General features: G+C 63.8%; 21 protein-coding genes. 11 read left to right on the plus strand and 10 right to left on the minus strand.

Annotated features, from left to right (window positions below):
* The first annotated feature begins 4 nt into the window (after positions 1 to 4).
* The 4 genes from mnmG to G5V65_RS09625 are packed head-to-tail and all read left to right on the plus strand — an operon-like array spanning position 5 to position 4209.
* A complete protein-coding gene (gene mnmG / locus G5V65_RS09610; RefSeq protein ID WP_165049399.1) occupies positions 5 to 1870 on the plus strand; it encodes a tRNA uridine-5-carboxymethylaminomethyl(34) synthesis enzyme MnmG in 1866 nt (621 codons plus the stop codon).
* On the plus strand, positions 1867 to 2484 hold the full coding sequence (gene rsmG, locus G5V65_RS09615) for a 16S rRNA (guanine(527)-N(7))-methyltransferase RsmG (RefSeq protein WP_165049401.1): 618 nt from the start codon (positions 1867 to 1869) through the stop codon (positions 2482 to 2484). Before mnmG ends, rsmG begins: the two co-directional genes overlap by 4 nt.
* Entirely contained in the window at positions 2477 to 3298 is an 822-nt protein-coding gene (locus tag G5V65_RS09620; protein ID WP_165049403.1) for a ParA family protein, read from the plus strand. The genes rsmG and G5V65_RS09620 overlap by 8 nt, the downstream gene beginning before the upstream one ends.
* Positions 3298 to 4209 (plus strand): ParB/RepB/Spo0J family partition protein, encoded by a 912-nt coding sequence (locus G5V65_RS09625; RefSeq protein ID WP_206526743.1) that lies wholly within the window; start codon positions 3298 to 3300, stop codon positions 4207 to 4209. Before G5V65_RS09620 ends, G5V65_RS09625 begins: the two co-directional genes overlap by 1 nt.
* On the opposite strand, the gene G5V65_RS09630 is transcribed toward G5V65_RS09625, so the two are convergent.
* From G5V65_RS09630 to rph, 5 genes are read right to left on the minus strand one after another with little or no spacing between them, the layout of a single operon-like run.
* Positions 4184 to 4495 (minus strand): YbaN family protein, encoded by a 312-nt coding sequence (locus G5V65_RS09630; protein WP_206526753.1) that lies wholly within the window; start codon positions 4493 to 4495, stop codon positions 4184 to 4186. The two genes, G5V65_RS09625 and G5V65_RS09630, sit on opposite strands and share 26 nt — an antisense overlap.
* A gap of 41 nt (positions 4496 to 4536) precedes the next feature.
* Positions 4537 to 5691, minus strand: coding sequence for a radical SAM family heme chaperone HemW (hemW, locus tag G5V65_RS09635; protein ID WP_165049407.1), 1155 nt, complete (start codon positions 5689 to 5691; stop codon positions 4537 to 4539).
* 6 nt (positions 5692 to 5697) lie between these two features.
* Positions 5698 to 6072 carry a RidA family protein gene (locus G5V65_RS09640; protein WP_165049410.1) on the minus strand — a complete coding sequence of 125 codons (375 nt, stop codon included), beginning with the start codon at positions 6070 to 6072 and terminating at the stop codon, positions 5698 to 5700.
* A complete protein-coding gene (rdgB, locus tag G5V65_RS09645) occupies positions 6069 to 6680 on the minus strand; it encodes an RdgB/HAM1 family non-canonical purine NTP pyrophosphatase (protein ID WP_165049411.1) in 612 nt (203 codons plus the stop codon). Before rdgB ends, G5V65_RS09640 begins: the two co-directional genes overlap by 4 nt.
* The gene (rph, locus tag G5V65_RS09650) at positions 6677 to 7393 is read right to left on the minus strand and encodes a ribonuclease PH (protein ID WP_165049413.1); all 717 of its coding nucleotides are present in this window, start codon (positions 7391 to 7393) and stop codon (positions 6677 to 6679) included. Before rph ends, rdgB begins: the two co-directional genes overlap by 4 nt.
* 112 nt (positions 7394 to 7505) lie before the next feature.
* Here rph and hrcA point away from each other — a divergent pair, with 112 nt between their 5' ends.
* Complete coding sequence (hrcA, locus tag G5V65_RS09655; RefSeq protein ID WP_165049415.1) at positions 7506 to 8567, plus strand: heat-inducible transcriptional repressor HrcA; 1062 nt, start codon at positions 7506 to 7508, stop codon at positions 8565 to 8567.
* A gap of 16 nt (positions 8568 to 8583) precedes the next feature.
* On the plus strand, positions 8584 to 9120 hold the full coding sequence (locus G5V65_RS09660; protein WP_165049417.1) for a nucleotide exchange factor GrpE: 537 nt from the start codon (positions 8584 to 8586) through the stop codon (positions 9118 to 9120).
* 70 nt (positions 9121 to 9190) lie between these two features.
* On the opposite strand, the gene mutS is transcribed toward G5V65_RS09660, so the two are convergent.
* On the minus strand, positions 9191 to 11836 hold the full coding sequence (gene mutS / locus G5V65_RS09665) for a DNA mismatch repair protein MutS (protein ID WP_165049420.1): 2646 nt from the start codon (positions 11834 to 11836) through the stop codon (positions 9191 to 9193).
* Positions 11837 to 11898: 62 nt separating this feature from the next.
* Positions 11899 to 12546 (minus strand): peptide-methionine (S)-S-oxide reductase MsrA, encoded by a 648-nt coding sequence (gene msrA / locus G5V65_RS09670; RefSeq protein WP_165049422.1) that lies wholly within the window; start codon positions 12544 to 12546, stop codon positions 11899 to 11901.
* 144 nt (positions 12547 to 12690) lie between these two features.
* Between msrA and G5V65_RS09675 the strand changes: the two genes are divergently transcribed.
* From G5V65_RS09675 to G5V65_RS09690, 4 genes are all read left to right on the plus strand, one after another.
* Positions 12691 to 13593, plus strand: coding sequence for a D-amino acid aminotransferase (locus tag G5V65_RS09675; RefSeq protein ID WP_165049424.1), 903 nt, complete (start codon positions 12691 to 12693; stop codon positions 13591 to 13593).
* Positions 13594 to 13649: 56 nt separating this feature from the next.
* Positions 13650 to 14366 (plus strand): sulfotransferase-like domain-containing protein, encoded by a 717-nt coding sequence (locus G5V65_RS09680; protein WP_241250516.1) that lies wholly within the window; start codon positions 13650 to 13652, stop codon positions 14364 to 14366.
* A gap of 79 nt (positions 14367 to 14445) precedes the next feature.
* Positions 14446 to 15639 carry a phytanoyl-CoA dioxygenase family protein gene (locus G5V65_RS09685; RefSeq protein ID WP_165049426.1) on the plus strand — a complete coding sequence of 398 codons (1194 nt, stop codon included), beginning with the start codon at positions 14446 to 14448 and terminating at the stop codon, positions 15637 to 15639.
* 46 nt (positions 15640 to 15685) lie between these two features.
* Complete coding sequence (locus G5V65_RS09690; RefSeq protein WP_165049429.1) at positions 15686 to 16138, plus strand: hypothetical protein; 453 nt, start codon at positions 15686 to 15688, stop codon at positions 16136 to 16138.
* 175 nt (positions 16139 to 16313) lie between these two features.
* Here the strand turns inward: G5V65_RS09690 and G5V65_RS09695 are convergent, their stop codons facing one another.
* Together G5V65_RS09695 and G5V65_RS22090 are read right to left on the minus strand one after the other, a co-directional pair.
* Positions 16314 to 17540 (minus strand): argininosuccinate synthase, encoded by a 1227-nt coding sequence (locus tag G5V65_RS09695; RefSeq protein WP_165049431.1) that lies wholly within the window; start codon positions 17538 to 17540, stop codon positions 16314 to 16316.
* 128 nt (positions 17541 to 17668) lie between these two features.
* The gene (locus tag G5V65_RS22090; RefSeq protein ID WP_206526745.1) at positions 17669 to 18613 is read right to left on the minus strand and encodes a hypothetical protein; all 945 of its coding nucleotides are present in this window, start codon (positions 18611 to 18613) and stop codon (positions 17669 to 17671) included.
* 127 nt (positions 18614 to 18740) lie between these two features.
* Between G5V65_RS22090 and ilvA the strand changes: the two genes are divergently transcribed.
* Positions 18741 to 19988 (plus strand): threonine ammonia-lyase IlvA, encoded by a 1248-nt coding sequence (gene ilvA / locus G5V65_RS09710; protein WP_165049434.1) that lies wholly within the window; start codon positions 18741 to 18743, stop codon positions 19986 to 19988.
* Here the strand turns inward: ilvA and G5V65_RS09715 are convergent.
* On the minus strand, positions 19940 to 20281 hold the full coding sequence (locus tag G5V65_RS09715; RefSeq protein WP_165049436.1) for an Hpt domain-containing protein: 342 nt from the start codon (positions 20279 to 20281) through the stop codon (positions 19940 to 19942). The two genes, ilvA and G5V65_RS09715, sit on opposite strands and share 49 nt — an antisense overlap.
* Positions 20282 to 20412: the final 131 nt, after the last annotated feature.

Genomic DNA, 20412 nt, shown 5'->3' on the forward strand with positions numbered 1-20412 from the left:
TCACGTGAAACATCTTGATGTCATCGTGATCGGCGGCGGCCATGCCGGCGCAGAGGCCGCCGCCGCCGCCGCCCGCCTTGGCGCACGGACGGCGCTTGTCACCCTTCGGGCGGATGCCATAGGGGTAATGTCCTGCAATCCGGCGATTGGCGGGCTTGGCAAGGGCCATCTGGTGCGGGAGATCGACGCGCTGGATGGGGTGATGGGGCGTGCGGCGGATGCAGCGGGGATCCAGTTCCGCCTTTTGAATCGCCGCAAGGGACCGGCGGTGCAGGGCCCCCGCGCCCAGGCCGACCGCAAGCTGTACCGCCTTGAAATGCAGCGCCTTCTGGCCGCCGAAGAGAACCTGACCGTGGTTGAGGGCGAGGTTGTCGACCTGCGCATGGAGGGGCAGGCGGTGACGGGTGTCGTCTTGCAGGATGGCAGCGAGATCAGCGCGCGATCCGTGATCCTGACGGCAGGCACCTTTCTGAACGGAATCATCCATATCGGCGATCAGCGCCAGCAGGGCGGGCGGATGGGGGATCACCCCTCGGTTCCGCTTGCGCAGAAACTGGCCGCGCTGGATTTGCCGCGTGGGCGGCTGAAAACCGGCACCCCGCCGCGCCTTTCGGGGCGCAGCATCGACTGGGCATCGCTGGAAATGCAACCCGGGGATGACGTGCCGGTGCTGTTCTCCTTCCTGAACCGGGCCCCCATCGCCCGCCAGATCAGCTGCGGGATCACCCATACCAACGAGGCGACCCACGACATCGTGCGTGCGAACCTTGGCCGTTCCGCAATGTATGGTGGCCACATCGAAGGCGTTGGCCCGCGCTATTGCCCCTCTATCGAAGACAAGGTCGTGCGATTCGCCGACAAGACATCGCATCAGGTGTTTCTCGAACCCGAGGGGCTGGACGACGATACCGTTTATCCGAACGGCATCTCGACATCGCTTCCCGCCGAAGTGCAGGAATCCTATGTCCGCTCCATCGCCGGTTTGCAGAACGTCGTCATCCTGCAACCAGGCTATGCGATCGAGTATGACTATTTCGATCCCCGCAGCCTTCGACCGACGTTGGAATTGAAATCCATCGAAGGCCTGTTCTTCGCGGGCCAGATCAACGGGACCACGGGCTACGAAGAGGCGGCGGCGCAGGGCCTTGTGGCCGGGCTGAACGCCGCAGCGCGGGCGCTCGGGCGGGATCCGATCCATTTCAGCCGCAGCGACAGCTATATTGGCGTGATGCTGGATGATCTGCTGACCCGCGGCGTTTCGGAACCCTATCGCATGTTCACCTCACGCGCCGAGTTCCGCCTTGCATTGCGGGCCGACAATGCCGATCAGCGCCTGACGCCAAAAGGCATCGCGCTCGGCTGTGTGCGGGAAGACCGACGCATCGCCTTTGCCGCGAAGCTTGACCTGATGGAGCAGGCCCATGCGGCACTTCAGGCGCGGCAGCTTTCTTCGCGCGATCTGGCCGGAACGGGCATCACGGTTCGGCAGGATGGGGCGCGGCGAAGCGGGTTTGATCTTCTATCCTTCGGCGAAGAGGCCAGAGAAACCGTGGAATCGCTTTTCCCGGACTTTGCGGCATTGCCGGCTGAAATCAGGGAACAAGTCGCCATTGATGCCCTTTATGCGCAGTATCTGCACCGGCAGGAACAAGATGCCCGCCTTCTGCAGCGGGAAGAGGAAACCCGCCTGCCGACGGATTTCGACTATCCCGCGATGCCCGGCCTCTCCAAGGAACTTGCATTGAAACTGGCCCGCCTCCGCCCCGACACCTTGGCGCAGGCAGCCAGGATCGAAGGGATGACCCCGGCCGCGCTGACCCTGCTTCTCGCGCATGTCCGCAAGGCACGGCGCAACGCGGCCAGCGCATGAAGGAAGCAAAGGCCCCTCTGGCGGGTGTTTCACGTGAAACGGTCGAAAGGCTGCATCGGCTCGAAGCGTTGCTGCACAAGTGGAACCCGGCCATAAACCTTGTCTCTCGGTCTACACTGGCCAATGCGTGGGATCGTCATATCCTTGATTCCGCGCAACTTTTCACACTTTCCCCGGCAGAGGCCATGTCCTGGGTCGATCTGGGCAGCGGCGGGGGCTTTCCCGGCCTTGTGGTGGCCTGCCTTGCCGCTGATCTGCGCCCAGGCATGACCGTCACCCTGATCGAATCGGATCGCCGCAAGGCGACATTCCTGCAGCAGGCAGCGCGTGATCTTGGCCTGAAGCCGAGCATCATCGTCCAGCGCATAGAAGAAGCCACCCCTCAGGGCGCGTCCGTTGTATCGGCCCGCGCACTGGCGGGGTTGCCGCTTCTGCTGTCACTGGCCCATCGCCATCTCGGGGCAGGGGGCCTTTGCCTCTTTCCGAAGGGCGCAAACTGGCGGGAAGAGGTTGAAGCCGCCCGCAAAGACTGGCACTTCGATCTTGCGACGCATCCCAGCGAAACCGATCCGATGGCCGTCATCCTTGCCGTGAAAGCACTGTCCCATGTCTGATCCTTCCCGCCCGAAACAGCCGCGAATCATCGCGATCGCCAATCAGAAAGGCGGCGTCGGCAAGACTACCACGGCAATCAACCTTGCCGCCGCCTTGGCAGAGCAGGGTGGGCGCGTCCTGCTTGTCGATCTCGATCCCCAGGGCAACGCGTCCACTGGCCTGGGGGTAGAGCCGGCGCAGCGCAAGATCACCACCTATGATCTGCTGATTGACGAGGCGCCCCTCGAATCCGCGATCCAGGAAACCGCCATTCCCGGCCTCCTGATCTGCCCCGCCAATGCCGATCTGGCCTCGGCCGATATCGAACTCGTCGCCAATGAAAAGCGCAGCTTCCTCCTGCACGATGCGCTTCGCCAACCGGCCATCGACGGCTATCACCTCGATTTCGTCCTGATCGACTGCCCGCCCTCGCTCAGCCTGCTCACCGTCAACGCGATGATCGCCTGCCATTCCGTCCTGGTGCCGCTGCAGTCCGAATTCTTCGCCCTCGAAGGGCTCTCGCAGCTCATGCTGACGGTCCGAGAGGTGCGTCAAACCGCCAATCCCGGCCTACGAATCGAAGGTGTTGTGTTGACCATGTACGATGGCCGCAACAGGTTGAGTCAGCAGGTCGAAATGGACGCGCGTGAGAATCTTGGCGATCTGGTCTTTCAGACCATCATTCCGCGCAATGTCCGGGTATCCGAAGCGCCCAGCTTCGCCTTGCCGGTGCTGTCCTATGACACCGCGTCCAAGGGAAGCGAGGCTTACCGTGCCCTGGCCGCCGAACTGATCGCCCGCCACCCGCTCGACCGAACCGAGGAGCCCGCCTGATGGAAAAGAAACCCGAACGCCGCAGCCTTGGCCGTGGCCTTTCTGCCCTGATGGCCGATGTCTCGGTCGAGGCTGATCCGAAAACCCCGGATCGCCCGCGTCGGCCCGATCTGCTGATCCCGGTCGAAAAGCTGGTCCCGAACCCCAACCAGCCGCGCCGCGATTTTCAGCCCGAGTCGCTTCAGGAACTGGCCTCGTCGATCCGCACCAAGGGCGTGATCCAGCCGCTCATCGTGCGTGACATGGGCGATGGGCGATATGAGATCGTGGCCGGCGAACGCCGCTGGCGCGCGGCGCAGCTGGCACAGCTGCACGAACTGCCCGCGATCATCCGCGATTTCACCGATTCCGAGGTGATCGAAGTCGCCATCATCGAAAACATCCAGCGCGCCGATCTGAACGCGATAGAAGAGGCGCTGGCCTTCCGCCAGTTGATGGATCGCTTCGGACATACCCAGGAAAAGCTGGCCGAAGCGCTGTCGAAAAGCCGCAGCCACATTGCCAATCTCCTGCGCCTTCTGAATCTGCCCGACGATGTGCAAACCTTTGTTCGCGAAGGGAAAATTTCGGCGGGCCATGCTCGCGCCCTGATCACGGCACCCAATGCCTCGGAACTGGCGCGTCAGGTGATCACCCGCAACCTTTCCGTCCGGGAAACCGAAAACCTCGCCCGCGATCCGGCACGCAAGGGCACGGGCAAAGCCAGTGGCCCGCGCGGCCGCAGCACCGACAAGGATGCCGATACGCGCGCGCTGGAGAACGATCTTTCCGCAAATCTGAAGATGCGCGTCACCATTGATCACGGGCAGGCAGGCGATGGCGGTACGCTGGCGATCCGCTATCGGTCGCTCGATGACCTGGATCTGCTCTGCCGCGTGCTGTCGGCTATTCCGCGGGACGTGACCATATGAAGATCGCCACCCCGATCAGAACAACGGCCTGAGCGATCAGGATCCAGGCCTTCAACCCCAGCCAAAGCGAAAGGGAAAAGGCTGCCGCCATAGAAAGGCTGGCAAGAATCTTTGCCCTGCTCCCGATCGCGCCACGCTCTTCCCAATCGCGGATGGGCGGCCCAAGGCGCGGATGGTGGATCAGCCAGCGATGCAGCCGGTCCGATGATCGCGCAAAGCAGAAGGCCGCCAGCAAAAGAAAGGGCACGGTCGGCAAAAGGGGCAGGAACACACCCAGAAACCCCATCGCAAGGGCGCCGGTCCCGCCCAAAAGCCACAGGCCCCGCCTCACATCAGCAACTCCCGCAGGACGGCATTCAGAACCACCCGCCCGGTCGGGCTGGCCTTCAGGCGGCCATCCGCCACGGTAACCAGCCCTTCCTCTGCCAGGTGGCGCAGTCGCGCCGCGTTCAGGGGCCGCCCTGCCAGCCGTTCATGCCGGGCGATGTCCATCCCCTCGGTCAGGCGCAGGCTCATCAGCAGGTATTCCGTCGCCTGTTCCTCACGGCTGATGGCCTCGCGCGGGTCTTCCCCATCCGACCCAGCCTCTACCCTTGCCAGCCAGGCCCCCGGTGCGCGCGGGGCAACCGTGGCCCAGCGCTGCCCGTCCAGCGTCAGCCGCCCATGCGCGCCGGGGCCGATGCCGATGTAATCGCCCATCCGCCAATAGATCAGGTTGTGCCGGCTTTCCGCCCCAGGCCGGGCGTGGTTTGAGATCTCATAGCCTGGCATCCCATGCGCGGCGCAGATCTCCTGCGTGGCGTCATACATGTCGGCCTGCACATCCTCATCCGGCAGCCCGCGCAGCCCACCCCTTGCAAAGCGGTCGCCAAAGGCTGTGCCGTCCTCGATCGTCAACTGATACATCGACAGATGGTCCACCGCCATCGACAGCGCCTCGCGCAGTTCGACCCTCCAGTCCGCCAGCGTCTGATCCTGCCGCGCATAGATCAGGTCAAAGCTGACACGATCAAAGCAGTTTCTTGCAATATCAAAGGCTTGCCGTGCCTCTGCCACGGAATGCAACCGCCCCAGCCGCCGTAGACCATCATCGTTCAGCGCCTGCACGCCCATGGAAACCCGGTTCACCCCAGCCTCGCGAAAGGCGCGGAAACGGCCCGCCTCCACCGATCCGGGATTGGCCTCCAGCGTGATCTCGGGGTCGTTCACCATGGGCCAGGTCGCGCGCACCGCCTCCAGCACCGCGCCCACCACCTCCGGCTCCATCAGCGACGGCGTGCCGCCGCCAAAGAACACCGTCTCCAGCACACGGCCCCGCGTTTCCGCGCCCAACCGGGCAATCTCGCGCAGATAGGCATCGCGCCAACGCCCTTGGTCGATGCTGGCGGCCACATGGCTGTTGAAATCGCAATAGGGGCACTTGGACTGGCAGAAAGGCCAGTGGATATAAAGACCAAACCCCCCGGCCCGCCAATCTTCCATGCCGCCTTACCCCTTGAAGGCCGTAACCTCGATCTCGACCTTCATCTCCGGCCGGATCAATCCCGCAATCACCATCGTTGCCGCGGGCCGGATCTCGCCCAGCGCCTCACCCAGCGCCGGGATCAGCGCATCCACCAGCGCCACATCCGTCACCGTGTATTGCACCCGAACGATATCCTCCATCGTGAAGCCGCCCTGTTCCAGCACGCCCTTGATCGTGCGGAAACAGTTCCGCGCCTGATCGGCCACGTCATCCGGCATCGTCATCGTGGCATAATCATAGCCCGTGACGCCGGAAACAAAGCACCAGCCCCCTTTCACGATGGCCCGGCTATAGCCCATCGTCGCCTCGAAGGGCGATCCTGTCGATATGCGCTTCATGTGAAACATCCTTTCACCAGCTTGCGGAAGGCATCGGCGCGATGGCTGATCTCGTTCTTCTTCCAGCGGTCCATCTCGCCAAATGTTATGTCAAACCCGTCCGGCTGAAAGATCGGGTCATAGCCATGCCCCTGATCCCCCCGCATGGGCCAGACAACCTGACCGGGCATCACGCCCTCGAACACCTCATCATGGCCATCCGGCCAGGCCAGCACCAGCGTGCAACGGAATTGCGCGGTGCGGGGGTAGGGGGCCTGCGCCGCCTCCAGCGCGTTCCAGGCCCGCGTCATCGCCATCACGAAATCGCGGCCCTTGGGCGTTTCCGCCCAATCGGCCGTGTAAACCCCCGGCGCGCCGCCCAGCCCGTCGATGCTGATCCCGCTGTCATCGGCCAGCGCAGGCAACCCGCTGGCCTTGGCCGCGAAATGCGCCTTGATGCGGGCATTCCCGATGAAGGTGGTCTCGGTCTCCTCCGGCTCTGCCAGCCCCAGCTCCCCGGCACTGGTCACCGCCACGGAAAACGGCTCTAACAAGGCTGAAATCTCTTCCAGCTTGCCCTTGTTATGCGTGGCCACAACCAGCCGATCCCCGGAAAACTTCCGCATCACAACCCCAAAGCCGCCTTCTGCGCCGCCACCAGCTGCGCACAGCCCGCCTCGGACAGGTCCAGCAACTCGCCCATCTCGGCCCGGCTGAAGGTGGCGCCCTCGGCGCTCATCTGCACTTCGATCAGCCGCCCGCGCCCCGTCAGGATGAAGTTGCCATCCGTCCCCGCCGTCGAATCCTCGGCATAGTCCAGATCCAGAACGGGTTGCCCGGCATAAACTCCGCAGGACACGGCGGCGACATGGTCGATCATCGGATCGCTGACGATGACGCCCGCCTTCAGCAGTTTGTCCACCGCCATCTTCAGCGCGACCCAGCCCCCCGTGATCGACGCGCAGCGCGTGCCGCCATCCGCCTGGATCACGTCGCAGTCAATCACGATCTGCCGCTCGCCCAACGCCGAACGATCGACGCCAGCGCGCAAAGCCCGCCCGATCAGGCGCTGAATCTCCTGCGTCCGCCCCGATTGTTTGCCCGCCGCCGCCTCGCGTCGCGTCCGGCTGCTGGTGGCGCGCGGCAGCATGCCGTATTCCGCCGTCACCCAACCCAGCCCGGTATTCTTCAAGAACGGCGGCGCCTTGTCCTCGATCGTGGCCGAACACAGCACATGCGTCTCGCCCATCTTGATCAGGCAAGACCCTTCCGCATGTTTCATCACACCGGTTTCGATTGAAACGGGCCGCATTTCGCCTAGTTTTCTGCCAGAGGGGCGCATCGGATCATCCTTTTTGGGTTGCGGCCAGATATCCACCCCACCCAGCCGGATGCAACCCCGATTGACGCCCCGTCGCCTGCGCCGATAATGGCAAACCGGCAAGGATCGACAGATGACAGACGGTTCAAAGATACTGTCCGAAATGAACGACCGCTCGCGCGAAGTCTTTCGCCGCGTCGTCGAAGGCTATCTCGCCTCCGGCGATCCTGTCGGATCGCGCACGCTGACGCGGTCGATGTCGGAAAAACTCTCTGCCGCCACGATCCGAAACGTGATGCAGGATCTGGAATTCCTCGGCCTGCTGGACAGCCCGCATATCTCTGCCGGGCGAATTCCCACGCAGATGGGCCTGCGCATGTTCGTCGACAGCCTGCTCGAGGTGGGCACCGTGGCCGAGGAAGACCGCGAACGCATCGACGCCACCATGGGCCAGAACGATCAGGACGTAACCTCGCTTCTCGATCACATCGGCGCGGCCCTGTCGGGCATCACGCGCGGCGCCAGTCTCGTTCTTGCGCCCAAGGTCGAGGCGCCGATCCGCCATATCGAATTCGTCTCCCTCTCGCAGGATCGCGCCCTTGTGGTGCTGGTCTTTGCCAATGGTCAGGTGGAAAACCGCATCTTCACGCCGCCACCGGGACAGACGCCTTCCTCCATGCGCGAGGCGGCGAATTTCCTGAACGCGCTGGCCGAAGGCAAGACGCTGACCGAACTTCGCCGCACCATGACGGCCGAGGTCGCCCGCCGCCGGCAGGAGATTGATTCGCTCGCCCGCGATCTGGTGGAATCGGGTCTCGCCGTCTGGGAAAATCCGGGCGAAACCTCGGAACGGCTGATCGTGCGGGGGCGGGCCAACCTTCTGGAACAGGAATCCGTCGATCTTGACCGGATCCGAACCCTGTTCGACGACCTGGAACGCAAGCGCGACATCGCCGATTTTCTGGAACTCGCGGAAACCGGGGAAGGCGTGCGCATTTTTATCGGGTCCGAGAACAAACTCTTCTCACTTTCCGGTTCAAGTCTCGTCGTTTCTCCCTATATGAACGCGGATCGAAAGATCATCGGCGCCGTGGGCGTCATCGGTCCGACGCGGCTGAATTACGGGCGCATCGTGCCGATCGTGGATTACACGGCGCAACTCGTCGGGCGGCTTGTGTCCGAACGGGGCAAGTGAAGAAGGCTGAAGGATCATGGCAGACGACAAGACGGTTTCCGAAGATTTCGCCATCGAGGAAGGTCTCGAAGATCTCGCCGCGCTGGACGAGGTCGAGGCGCTGAAGCAGGAACGCGACGAACTGCGCGACCGTTTCATGCGCGCTCTGGCCGATGCGGAAAACACCCGCAAGCGGGGCGAACGTGACCGGCGCGAAGCCGAACAATATGGCAGCACCCGCCTCGCCCGCGATCTGCTGCCGGTCTATGACAACCTCAACCGCGCGCTGAACGCTGCGACCGACGAACAGAAGGCCGCCGCCGCCGCCCTGTTCGAAGGCGTGCAACTGACGCTGCGGGAACTGACCAATGTGATGACGCGCCATGGCGTGAAACCAATCACCCCCAAGGTCGGGGACATGTTCGATCCGCAGAACCACGAAGCCATGTTCGAAGCCCCACTTCCCGGCACCAAAGCCGGCCAGATCATCCAGGTGATGACCGAAGGCTTCATGCTCCACGACCGGCTTCTGCGCCCCGCGCAGGTGGGCGTTTCCTCCAACACGGGCGCTTGATTGCTGCCGTCGGACCGGGGGTTTCACACCCCCGGACCCCCGTGGGATATTTTCAAACAGATGAAGAGGCTTACGGTTTCAAGAGATCCTTGAGCTCGTAAACAAGGCGCAGAGCCTCCATCGGCGTCATCTCATCCGGATGCGCCTCCTTCAACCGCGCCTCCACCGCCGATTCCTTCGCAACGACACGCGGGGCAGGGGGCGCGGCGGGGGCCACGCTGAACAGGGGCAGATCGTCGATCAACGCCTTGGGCCGCGCGCCGCCTTGGCGTTCGCCGGATTCCAGCGCCTCCAGCACCACTTTGGCGCGGTCCACCACCGCCGCAGGCAGCCCCGCCAGCCGCGCGACCTGCACCCCATAGGACCGATCCGCCGCCCCCTTGCGCACCTCGTGCAGGAAGATGACCTCGCCTTCCCACTCCTTGACGGAAACGGTCGCATTCTCCACCCCCGGCAGCTTCCCCGCCAAAGCCGTCATCTCGTGATAATGCGTGGCGAAAAGCGCCCGGCAGCGGTTCACCCCGTGCAGATGTTCCATCGTCGCCCAGGCGATGGACAGCCCGTCATAGGTCGCCGTCCCGCGTCCGATCTCATCCAGAATGACCAAAGCCCGATCATCCGCCTGATTCAGGATCGCCGCCGTCTCCACCATCTCCACCATGAAGGTGGACCGCCCCCGCGCCAGATCGTCCGCCGCGCCCACGCGGCTGAACAACTGGCTAACCACCCCGATATGCGCGCGGCTGGCCGGAACGAAGCTCCCCGCCTGCGCCAGCAGCGCGATCAGCGCATTCTGCCGCAGGAATGTGGACTTACCCGCCATGTTCGGCCCCGTCAGCAGCCAGATCGTAGGCGTCTCGCCCTCGGTCAGCGCACAGTCATTCGCCACGAACGGCCCCGCCCCCTGCCGCCGCAGCGCGCGTTCCACGACCGGGTGCCGCCCCCCCTCCACCACGAAGGCGCGGCTTTCATCCACCGCAGGCTCCGCCCAACCCTCCTCCGCCGCCAGATCGGCAAAACCCGCCGCCAGATCAACCTCGGCCAAGGCCCGCGCCGCCGCGCCCACTGGGCCGCTTGCCGCCAGAACCGCCGCCCGCAGCGCCTCGAAATGCCGCTTCTCGATCTCCAGCGCGTGGTTCCCTGCGTTCAGGATGCGCGTCTCCATCTCGGACAGTTCCACGGTGGTAAACCGCACCTGCCCTGCCGTCGTCTGCCGATGGATGAACGTCTCGGACAGAGGCGGCGACAGCATCCGCTCCGCATGGGTGGACGTCGTCTCGATGAAATAGCCCAGCACGTTGTTATGCTTGATCTTCAGGCTCTGGATGCCCGTCTGCGCGATGAAATCCGCCTGCATCGCGGCAATCACCCCGCGCCCCTCATCCCGCAGCCGCCGCGCCTGATCCAGCTCGTCGTCAAACCCCGGCGCGATGAACCCCCCATCCCGCGCCAATAGCGGCGGTTCCGCCACCAGCGCCTGATCCAGCAGATCCACCAGCGCCTCATGCCCCACCAGCGCCGCCCCCGCCTCCTCCAGCAGCACGGGCGCCCCCTCCAACCGCGCGGCGACCGATACCGCCTGCGTCAGCCCCGCCCGGATCGCGGCAAGGTCGCGCGGCCCGCCCCGGTCCAGCGCCAGCCGCGACAGCGCGCGGTCAATGTCCGGCACCCGCCGCAGCGCATCGCGCAATTCGGCGCGCAACAGGCTCTGTTCCAGCAGAAAACGCACCGATTCCAGCCGCGCATGGATCACCGAAAGGTCACGCGACGGCGAAGACACCCGCCGTTCCAGCAGCCGCGCCCCCGCCGCCGTGACCGTCCTGTCCACCGCCGCCAGCAGCGACCCCTCACGCCCGCCGCTCAACGCCTGCGTCAGTTCCAGATTGCGCCGCGTCGCGGCGTCGATCTGCATCGCGCCCCCCGCCGCCTCCTTCACCGGCGGCCGCAGAAGCGGCAGCTTCCCCCGCTGCGTCAGGTCCAGATAGTCGACCAGCGCCCCCATCGCCGACAGTTCCGCGCGGTCAAACCGCCCGAACCCCTCCAGCGTTCCCACATCGAACAGCGCGCACAGCCGCTTTTCGGCGGACACAGAGTCAAAAGACCCCCGCGCCAACCGCGTCAGCGACGCGCCGGATTCTGTCACTATTCCGGCCCAATCCGCCTCTCGCGCCTCGCTCACCAGCACCTCGCGGGGGGACAGCCGCGCCAGTTCCGGCCCCAACCGCGCAGGCGCGCAAGGCATCACCCGCAACTCGCCTGTGGAAATATCGGCCCAGGCCAAAGCCGCCTCTTCCCGCACCTCGGCAAAGGCGCACAGGAAATTATGCCGCCGCGCCTCCAGCAGGGCATCCTCGGTCAATGTGCCGGGCGTGACCAGCCGCACCACATCCCGCCGCACCACCGATTTCGACCCGCGCTTCTTCGCCTCGGCCGGGTCTTCCAGCTGTTCCGCAATCGCCACGCGAAACCCCTTGCGGATCAGCGTCAGCAGATAGCCTTCCGCCGAATGCACAGGCACCCCGCACATCGCGATAGGCTCGCCCAGATGAAACCCCCGCTTCGTCAGCGCGATATCCAGCGCCTCTGCCGCTGCGACGGCATCGTCAAAGAACATCTCGTAGAAATCGCCCATCCGATAGAACAGCAGCGCGCCGGGGTTCTGCGCCTTGATCTCCAGATACTGCGCCATCATCGGCGTCACGCTGTCGTCGGTCATCGGTCCCCCACTTCCCTGGGGAACCCTACAAAAGCGCACCGCTACACGAAAGGCCCCGCCCGCTATTTCACAAAGGCCGCCTGATCGCCCCAGACCGCCTTCACCCGCGCATCCCGCCCGCAGGCCTCACGATAGAAGGCATAGGCATTGCGCTTCTGCTTCGGCCCGGCCCGGGTGATCACGATATCCCGGCTCTTGTAATAGTCCTGATGATAATCCTCGGCCTTGTAGAACGGCCCCGCCTGCAGGATCGGCGTCACGACGCGCTGGCCCAGCGCTGCGGATGCCTCTGCCACCGCCGCCTCTGCAGCAGCCTTTTCCGCAGAGTTAGAGACGAAAATCGCCGTCCGATAGCTATCCCCCCGGTCACAGAACTGCCCGCCCGCATCCAGCGGATCGACAGATCGCAGGAACAGGCGCAACACCTCATCATAGCTGATCCGGTTGGTATCGAAGGTAATCTCCACCGCCTCGTAATGCCCGGTTCCGCCGGCCACCACCTGCTTGTAGGTCGGATCCTTCACCGTGCCGCCGGTATAGCCCGAGATCACCGAACGCACCCCCGGCACCTTTTCGAAATCGGCCTCCACGCACCAGAAGCATCCGCCTGCCACCACGGCCTTCCCCGTGGCGGCATGGCTGGCCGTGCCCAGGACGGCCGACAGGAAAAGCGTCACGACAACGGCGGCGATGGTGAACAGGCGGTGCATGGGCGGTCTCCCTTTTCGCGCCAGCCTGTGACAGGCGCGCAGGGCGGGCAATTCACCCTGACGTGACATCACGCCAAGGTGACGCCGCCCCTTTCCCTTCCGGCCCGCCGCCTCTAGCCTGCGGCCAAAGAACAGGGGCCACCGATGACAGACCACGTCTCTACCCACGCCGCGGAAGAAGACATCCGCAACGAAAGCATCCTCATCTATGTGAACGGCCGCATCGTTCCGAAAAAGGATGCGCTCGTCTCGGTTTACGATTCGGGCTTCATGCTGGGCGATGGCGTGTGGGAAGGCATCCGTCTTTACGATGGCAAATGGGCCTTCATCACCGAACATATGGACCGGCTCTATGAGGCGGCAAAGGCCATCGACCTGGATATCGGCATGACGCCCGAACAGATGATTTCCGCCGTGTCAGAGACGCAAATGGCCAACGGGATGACAACCGATGCCCATTGCCGCCTGATGGTGACGCGGGGGGTGAAGACCCGCCCCTTCCAGAACCCGCGCCTGTCGCAGCAGGGGCCGACGGTCGCGATCATCATGGAACATTCAAAGCCGAAGATCCCGCGCCCCATCACGCTGGCCACCGTCCCCCATCTGCGTGGCCTGCCCATGACGCAGGACCCGAAGCTGAACAGCCATTCCAAACTGAACTGCATCCTGGCCTGCATCGCCGCGCAAAAGGCCGGCGCGGACGAGGCGCTGATGCTCGATGTCCACGGCTTCGTGAACACCACCAACGCCTGCAACTTCTTCATCGTGCGGAAGGGCGAGGTGTGGACCAGCACGGGCGACTACTGCATGAACGGCATCACCCGGCAAAAGGTGATCGACCTTTGCCGCGAGAACGGCATACCCGTTTACGAACGCAACTTCTCCCTTGTCGATACCTACGGCGCGGATGAGGCCTTCCTGACCGGCACCTTCGGCGCGCAGACCCCCGTCGGCATCATCGACGGGCGGCAGATCGGGACGGGGCAGATGGGGCCGATGACCGAAAGGCTGCGCGGCCTTTACAAGGCGTTGATCGCCCGTTCGTAGCCTATGCACAGCCGTCTGCACCACGCGCTGCACCACCCGTAGCACAGGGAAATCGCATGAAAATCGCCATGTGGTCCGGCCCCCGGAACCTTTCCACCGCCATGATGTATGCCTTCGCCGCAAGGGGCGATTGTGCGGTGATCGACGAACCCTTCTACGGGGCCTATCTGGCCGCGACAGGGATCGACCACCCCATGCGGACAGAGGTGATCGCCGCCCAGCCATCCGATCCTGCGGATGTCGCGGCGGGGCTTCTCGGGCCGATCCCGGATGGAAAACCAATTCATTATCAAAAGCATATGACGCTTCACATGATCCCGAAGTTTGACCGGGGCTTCATGCGCCACCTGACAAATGTCTTCCTGATCCGGCATCCCGCCCGCGTGGTGGCCAGTTACAGCCAGAAGCGCGAAGCCCCCACCCTTGCCGATATCGGCTTTGTCCAGCAGGCCGAACTGTTTGACGAGGTGGCGGGCTGGATGGGCCGCCCGCCCCTTGTGATCGACAGCGCCGATATCCGCGCCAACCCATGGGAATCGCTGGAAAAACTCTGCACGGCCCTGGGCATCCCCTTCACCGAAGACATGCTGCACTGGCCCGCCGGACCCAAATCCTATGACGGTGTCTGGGCGCCGCATTGGTATAATGCCGTCCACGCCTCCACCGGCTTTGGCGAGGCTGAAGGCCCCCTTCCCACGCTTCCCGCCGATTACGCCCCCTTGGTGGAACAGGCCCTCCCGCATTATCAAAGGCTTGCGCGGTTCAAACTCTGACGGAAAACCGTCAGTCCCGGCCTTGCCCGAACCCGCGCGGCAAAGCAAACTCCCCCTAACCAGCATCGGGGAGGATGCCATGCTCAACCATTCCACCACCGCCGCCCGCACGGCGCGCGTCTATTTGAAGGCCGAGGATTGCCGTCTTGAAGACCTCACAACCCTCTGTTCCCAAACGGTTTCCCTTTCCGACTATCCCCTCGCGGCGGATGTGCAGAAGAACATCCTGATCTACGACTGCCCCACCCTCCTGCCTACCCTGTCCAACCCCGACGACCGCCGCGCCCTGATGGCCGAATGGGCCGAAGCCATGCTGACAGGTCCCGGAGTCGTCGTCCTCAAAGGCGCCGAACCCGATCTTGCGATGATCGACGACGCCACCGCGCTGTTCTTTCGACTGATCGAGGAACAGAACCGCGCAGGCACCGCAGGCGGCGACCATTTCGCCAAACCGGGCGCGAATGACCGGCTTTGGAATTCCTTGGAAAAACATTGCCTTGCAGACCCGGCGAACTTCGCCCGCTACTACGCCAACCCCTTCCTCGCCGCGATATCCGAGGCATGGCTCGGCCCCCATTACCAGATCACCGCGCAACTCAACGTGGTGAACCCCGGCGGCGCGGCGCAGTCACCGCACCGCGACTACCACCTCGGCTTCCAATCCGCGGCGCAGATCGAACGCTACCCCCGCCATGTCCAACTCCTCTCCCCCGTCCTGACGCTGCAAGGCGCCATCGCCCATGTGGACGCGACCATCGAGACAGGGCCCACCCAACTCCTCCCCTTCTCGCAAGCCTATGACGCGGGCTACCTCGCCATGAACCGCCCCGATTTCCGCGCCTATTTCGCGGAACATTTCGTCCAACTCCCGCTGGAAAAGGGCGATATGCTCTTCTTCTCCCCCGCCCTCCTCCACGCCGCAGGCACCAACCGCAGCACCGATATCCGCCGCATGGTGAACCTGTTCCAGGTCTCCTCCGCCTATGGCCGCGCGATGGAAACGGTGGATCGCACCCGCATGACCAAGGCGCTCTATCCCGTTCTGCGCGCTGCGAAAAAGGACGGCAGCCTTTCGGACAACCAGATCGCCCACGCCATCGCCGCCTCGGCCGAAGGCTACAGCTTCCCCACCAACCTAGACCGCGATCCGCCCTTGGGCGGCATGGCCCCCAAGACGCAGGCCGCACTGGTGGCCGAGGCGCTGGCGGGCGATTGGGACGCCGAAAAACTCAACACCGCGCTGGACGAACAGGCCGCGAAGAAGTGCGCCTAAATCCACCGTAGTTGACAAAGAACCGGCATGGGACAGACATTACGGCATGGTGCCAAGTGATCCTTTGTTCCGCTTGTATTTGCTCCTGAACGGTGAGGCATCCTTCTCTCCGCTGCGTGTCGGCGATATCCCCCTACCGGTATCCAGAAAGCTGAAGTGGTCGGCACGCTCGGTGTACATCACGGTGCGCGACGCACAAAAAATCGCACATCATCCCATGCACGGAATGGACGCGACCAAGGGGCTTTACCTGCCCACGGTCATTCAGGACGGCGATTATTTCCAGTCGACGAAACGCGGTTCAGACCTTCAGATTGAAGTTGTTCTTCACGACACTGAAAATCCGAAGCGCGCCTACTTTCTTGTCCTTAGCCGCAATCGCGAAGATACCGGGATATTCATTCGCACATTCTATTTCACGTCAGAATTATCGCGAAACAAGATGCGAGGCGCGACACGCCTTCACATCCAAAGCCACCACAACTTCTTTGGAATGTGAGGGGGGGACCCACAGCTCCCCCCAATACAAAGGCCCATCTTGCGATGACCTGCGGACGTGGGATTTACCGCATCACTCACATGAGGAATATAGTATCCCCACACCCTTTAGTCAAGCTAAACCCTTGATTCAACAAGGATTAATCCGATAGCAAAAAGACTCTCGGATCAATGACTTAGCCCTTCACCCGCGCATTCCGCGTCGCGATCAGCTTCAACCGCAGCGCGTTCAGGCGGATGAACCCTTCGGCGTCCTTCTGATCGTACGCCCCCGCGTCCTCTTCGAACGTGACGTGCTTCTCGGAATACAGCGAATGCTCCGACCACCGCGCCACGCAGCGGGCCGACCCCTTGTACAGCTTCACCCGCACCGTCCCGGTCACATGCTCCTGCGTCTTGTCGATCAGGGCCTGCAGCGCCTCACGCTCGGGGCTGAACCAGAAGCCGTTATAGATAAGCTCCGCATAGCGCGGCATGATCGAATCCTTCAGATGCCCCGCACCCGAATCCAGCGTGATCTGTTCGATCCCGCGATGCGCCTCCAGCAGGATGGTCCCGCCGGGGGTTTCATACAGGCCCCGCGACTTCATCCCGACGAAGCGGTTTTCGACAAGGTCCAGCAGGCCAACCCCATGCCGCCCGCCCATCTCGTTCAACCGCGTCAGGATCGTCGCGGGCGACAGCGCCTCGCCATTGATCGCCACGGCATCGCCACGCTCGAAGGAAATCTCGACGAACTCCGCCTGATCCGGCGCCTTCTCCACCGGGACCACGCGCTGATACACGAATTCCGGCGCTTCTTCGGCGGGGTTCTCCAACACCTTCCCCTCGGAGGAGGTGTGCAGCAGGTTCGCGTCGACAGAGAAGGGCGCCTCGCCCCGCTTGTCCTTGGCGATCGGGATCTGGTTCGCCTCGGCGAATTCCAGCAGTTTCGTCCGGCTGGTCAGATCCCACAGCCGCCAAGGCGCGATCACCCTGATCGACGGGTCCAGCGCCGCGACGCCCAACTCGAACCGCACCTGATCATTGCCCTTGCCCGTCGCGCCATGCGCCACGGCGTCCGCCCCGGTTTCCTGCGCGATCCGCACCAGTTCCTTGGAAATCAGCGGCCGCGCGATGGACGTGCCCAGCAGATACAGCCCTTCATAGACCGCATTCGCCCGGAACATCGGGAAGACGAAGTCGCGCACGAATTCCTCGCGCACATCCACGATGTGGATGTTCTCCGCCTTGATCCCCATCAGCAGCGCCTTCTGACGCGCGGGTTCCAGCTCCTCGCCCTGGCCCAGATCGGCGGTGAAGGTCACCACCTCGCAGCCATATTCCGTCTGCAACCATTTCAGGATGATCGACGTATCCAGACCGCCTGAATAGGCAAGGACGACTTTCTTCGGCTTGAACATGGCGGCCCCGTTTCCCAAGGATTATTGGCGCGCGGTGTATCGGGTCTTGCCCTGCGCGGCAAGGGCAGGCCGGAACGGAAAAGGGGCGGCACCGGGCCGCCCCCCTCCCGCGGTCGATGGCAGAGGGATCAGCCCTCCATTGCCGCCGCGATCCGCTCCAGATCCGCATCCGAGAAGCGCGCCCGAAGCGATTCCAGCAGCGCCGCTTCCTCTTCCGTCAGGTCGTCGGAACTGTCGGGGTTCTTGTTCCACATCGCCAGAAGGGCCGCTTCGGCATCGCTCACCGCCTCGACGGCGGCAAGGTCTTCCTCCGAAGGCCGTTCCCCTTCGGGCGGGGCGGCAACCAGATCTTCCAGCGCGGCGATCTCGGTGAAATCCGGATCCACGGGCGGATCCCCCGGGTTCAGCGACTCGGCCTCCGGATCGCCTGCCGTGACGGCCGCCTGATAGGCATCGAAATCGGCCTGCCACTGCTCGGCAAGGCCAGGATAATCCGCCTCGGCCTGTCTGGCGGCAAGATAGGCATCCAGATCCGGATAGCTGTCGCCCAGCGCCTCTGTTATCGCCTGATCATAGCTTTCCCAGGCCTCCTCGCGCGCCAGCACCTCCTCGGCATCCAGATCGCCCAAACCGGCATCCGCCTTCGCCAGCGCCGCCATGGCACCAATGGGGCCGTTGGTGTTGCCGTTGCGGATATGGGCAAGGACGGCGTTGATATTGGCGTTCATCGCGCCGTTCATGTTGCCCAGTTCGTTTGCCGCAAGATCCGTGTCGGCACCGGCGGCCGCGCCGGGCTTCACCTTGGCTTGCCCGCCCTCGACGCTGGCCGTCTGCTGCCGGTTCGCGGGCTTTCCGCTCCCGGCCTTCGCCTCGGACGATTTTCCCGCACCGCCGGCATTGCCACCGCCACCACCGCCGCCATTGCCGCCGCCGCCCCCGTTGCCACCACCACCGCCCTTGCCGTTTCCGGCCTCGGCAACGGCATCTCCGAAGATACCGGTGATCGGGGCAATGGGGGAAAGCAGCAAAGTGGTGATACCAAGAACCGTCACGATCTTCTTGGGATGGAACATGGCCCTGTCCTCGCTTAAGTGTTGCGGCAGGAACCGTGGATTAATTCCCGGGTCTTTTCTGTGGCAGCTTTGTGGCGCGGATGCGTCCTGGCGATCAATCTGATAGGGCAACGGGGGTTTCCGCCGCATGACGGATTTCACATCACGGGCACGCGCCGCGACCGATGCCCTGCGCGACCTGTTTCCCGAAACGCCCCTGCAGCGCAACGAACACCTGTCTCAGCGCTATGATGCCGACATCTGGCTGAAGCGCGAAGACCTGACTCCCGTCCGCAGCTACAAGCTGCGCGGGGCCTTCACCGCCATGCGCCATGTTCTCGATCTGACACCCGATCGCCGCCACTTCGTCTGTGCCAGTGCGGGCAATCATGCGCAGGGGCTGGCCTTCGCCTGCCGTCACTTCGGCGTCGAGGGCACGATCTTCATGCCCGTCACCACCCCGCAGCAGAAGATCGACAAGACCCGCGCCTTTGGCGGCGACAATGTCCGCATCGTGCTGACGGGCGACTATTTCGATCAGACGCTCGCCGCCGCCCAGGCCTTCTGCGCGGAGCGGCAGGCGCATTTCCTGTCGCCCTTCGATGATCCGGACGTGATCCTCGGCCAGTCTTCGGTGGGGGTCGAGATCCTCGATCAACTGGGCAAGTCGCCCGATCTGGTGATCCTGCCGGTGGGTGGCGGAGGCCTCTCCTCGGGTGTCACCGCCTATCTGCGCGCGGCATCGCCGGGCACCGAATTCCGCTTTGTCGAACCGCTGGGCGGGGCCAGCCTGATGGCCGCCCTGCGTGCCGGAGAGCCGGCAAAACTGCCCCGCGTCAACAGTTTCGTCGATGGCGCGGCGGTGGCACGGCTGGGCGACATCACCTATCGGCATCTGGACTGGATCGACGTTTCCGATGTCTATCTCGCCCCCGAAGACCGCATCTGCGTCACCATGCTGGAAATGCTGAATGTCGAAGGCATCGTGCTGGAGCCTGCAGGCGCGCTGTCGGTGGACGTCCTGCCCGAACTGGCGGAAGAGATCCGGGGAAAGACGGTGGTCTGCGTCACCTCGGGCGGGAATTTCGATTTCGAACGCCTGCCCGAGGTGAAGGAACGCGCCCAGCGCTATTCGGGCGTGAAGAAATATTTCATCCTGCGCATGCCGCAGCGCCCGGGCGCCCTGCGCGAATTCCTTGGCATGCTGGGCCCGGATGACGATATCGCCCGCTTCGAGTACCTGAAGAAATCGGCGCGCAACTTCGGCTCTGTCCTGATCGGGATCGAAACCCGCCGGCCCGAGAATTTTCGCGACCTGTTCCGCAAGCTGGACGATGCCGCCTTCGCCTATCGCGACATCACCAATGACGAGGTGCTGTCGGAATTCCTGATCTGATCCTGCCGGATCGCCGCGCGCGACCGAATATACAGGTCTTGCAGAACTGACGGATGAACCTGCGGCCCGGCTTCGCATTGGCGGCACAGATCCGCCAGCGGATCAAGGCCAAGGGTCAGCGCGCTGCCCTTCAGGAAGTGCAGATCCGCCTCTGACATCGCGCCCTCCGCCTGCCCGGCAAGCCGGGCGACCACCTCATCGCTTTCGGCCAGAAACATCTCCAGCACGTCATCGAACCCGTCTTCCCCGATTTCGCCCCGCAAGGCCCCCAGTCGTTCCTGATTTACCAGCATCGCGCTGTCCCCCTTCACCGGCCCCCGGAAGGCAGACTCGCGCCGCAGGGTGAAGAAGGCGTAAACCCCGGCTGCGGAAATACATTCAATCCAAGGCTTTGACCGGCCGTTAATCCCTGCCGGTCTAGGCT

This window comes from Paragemmobacter kunshanensis (genome assembly GCF_011059185.1).
Taxonomy (GTDB): Bacteria; Pseudomonadota; Alphaproteobacteria; order Rhodobacterales; family Rhodobacteraceae; genus Paragemmobacter; species Paragemmobacter kunshanensis.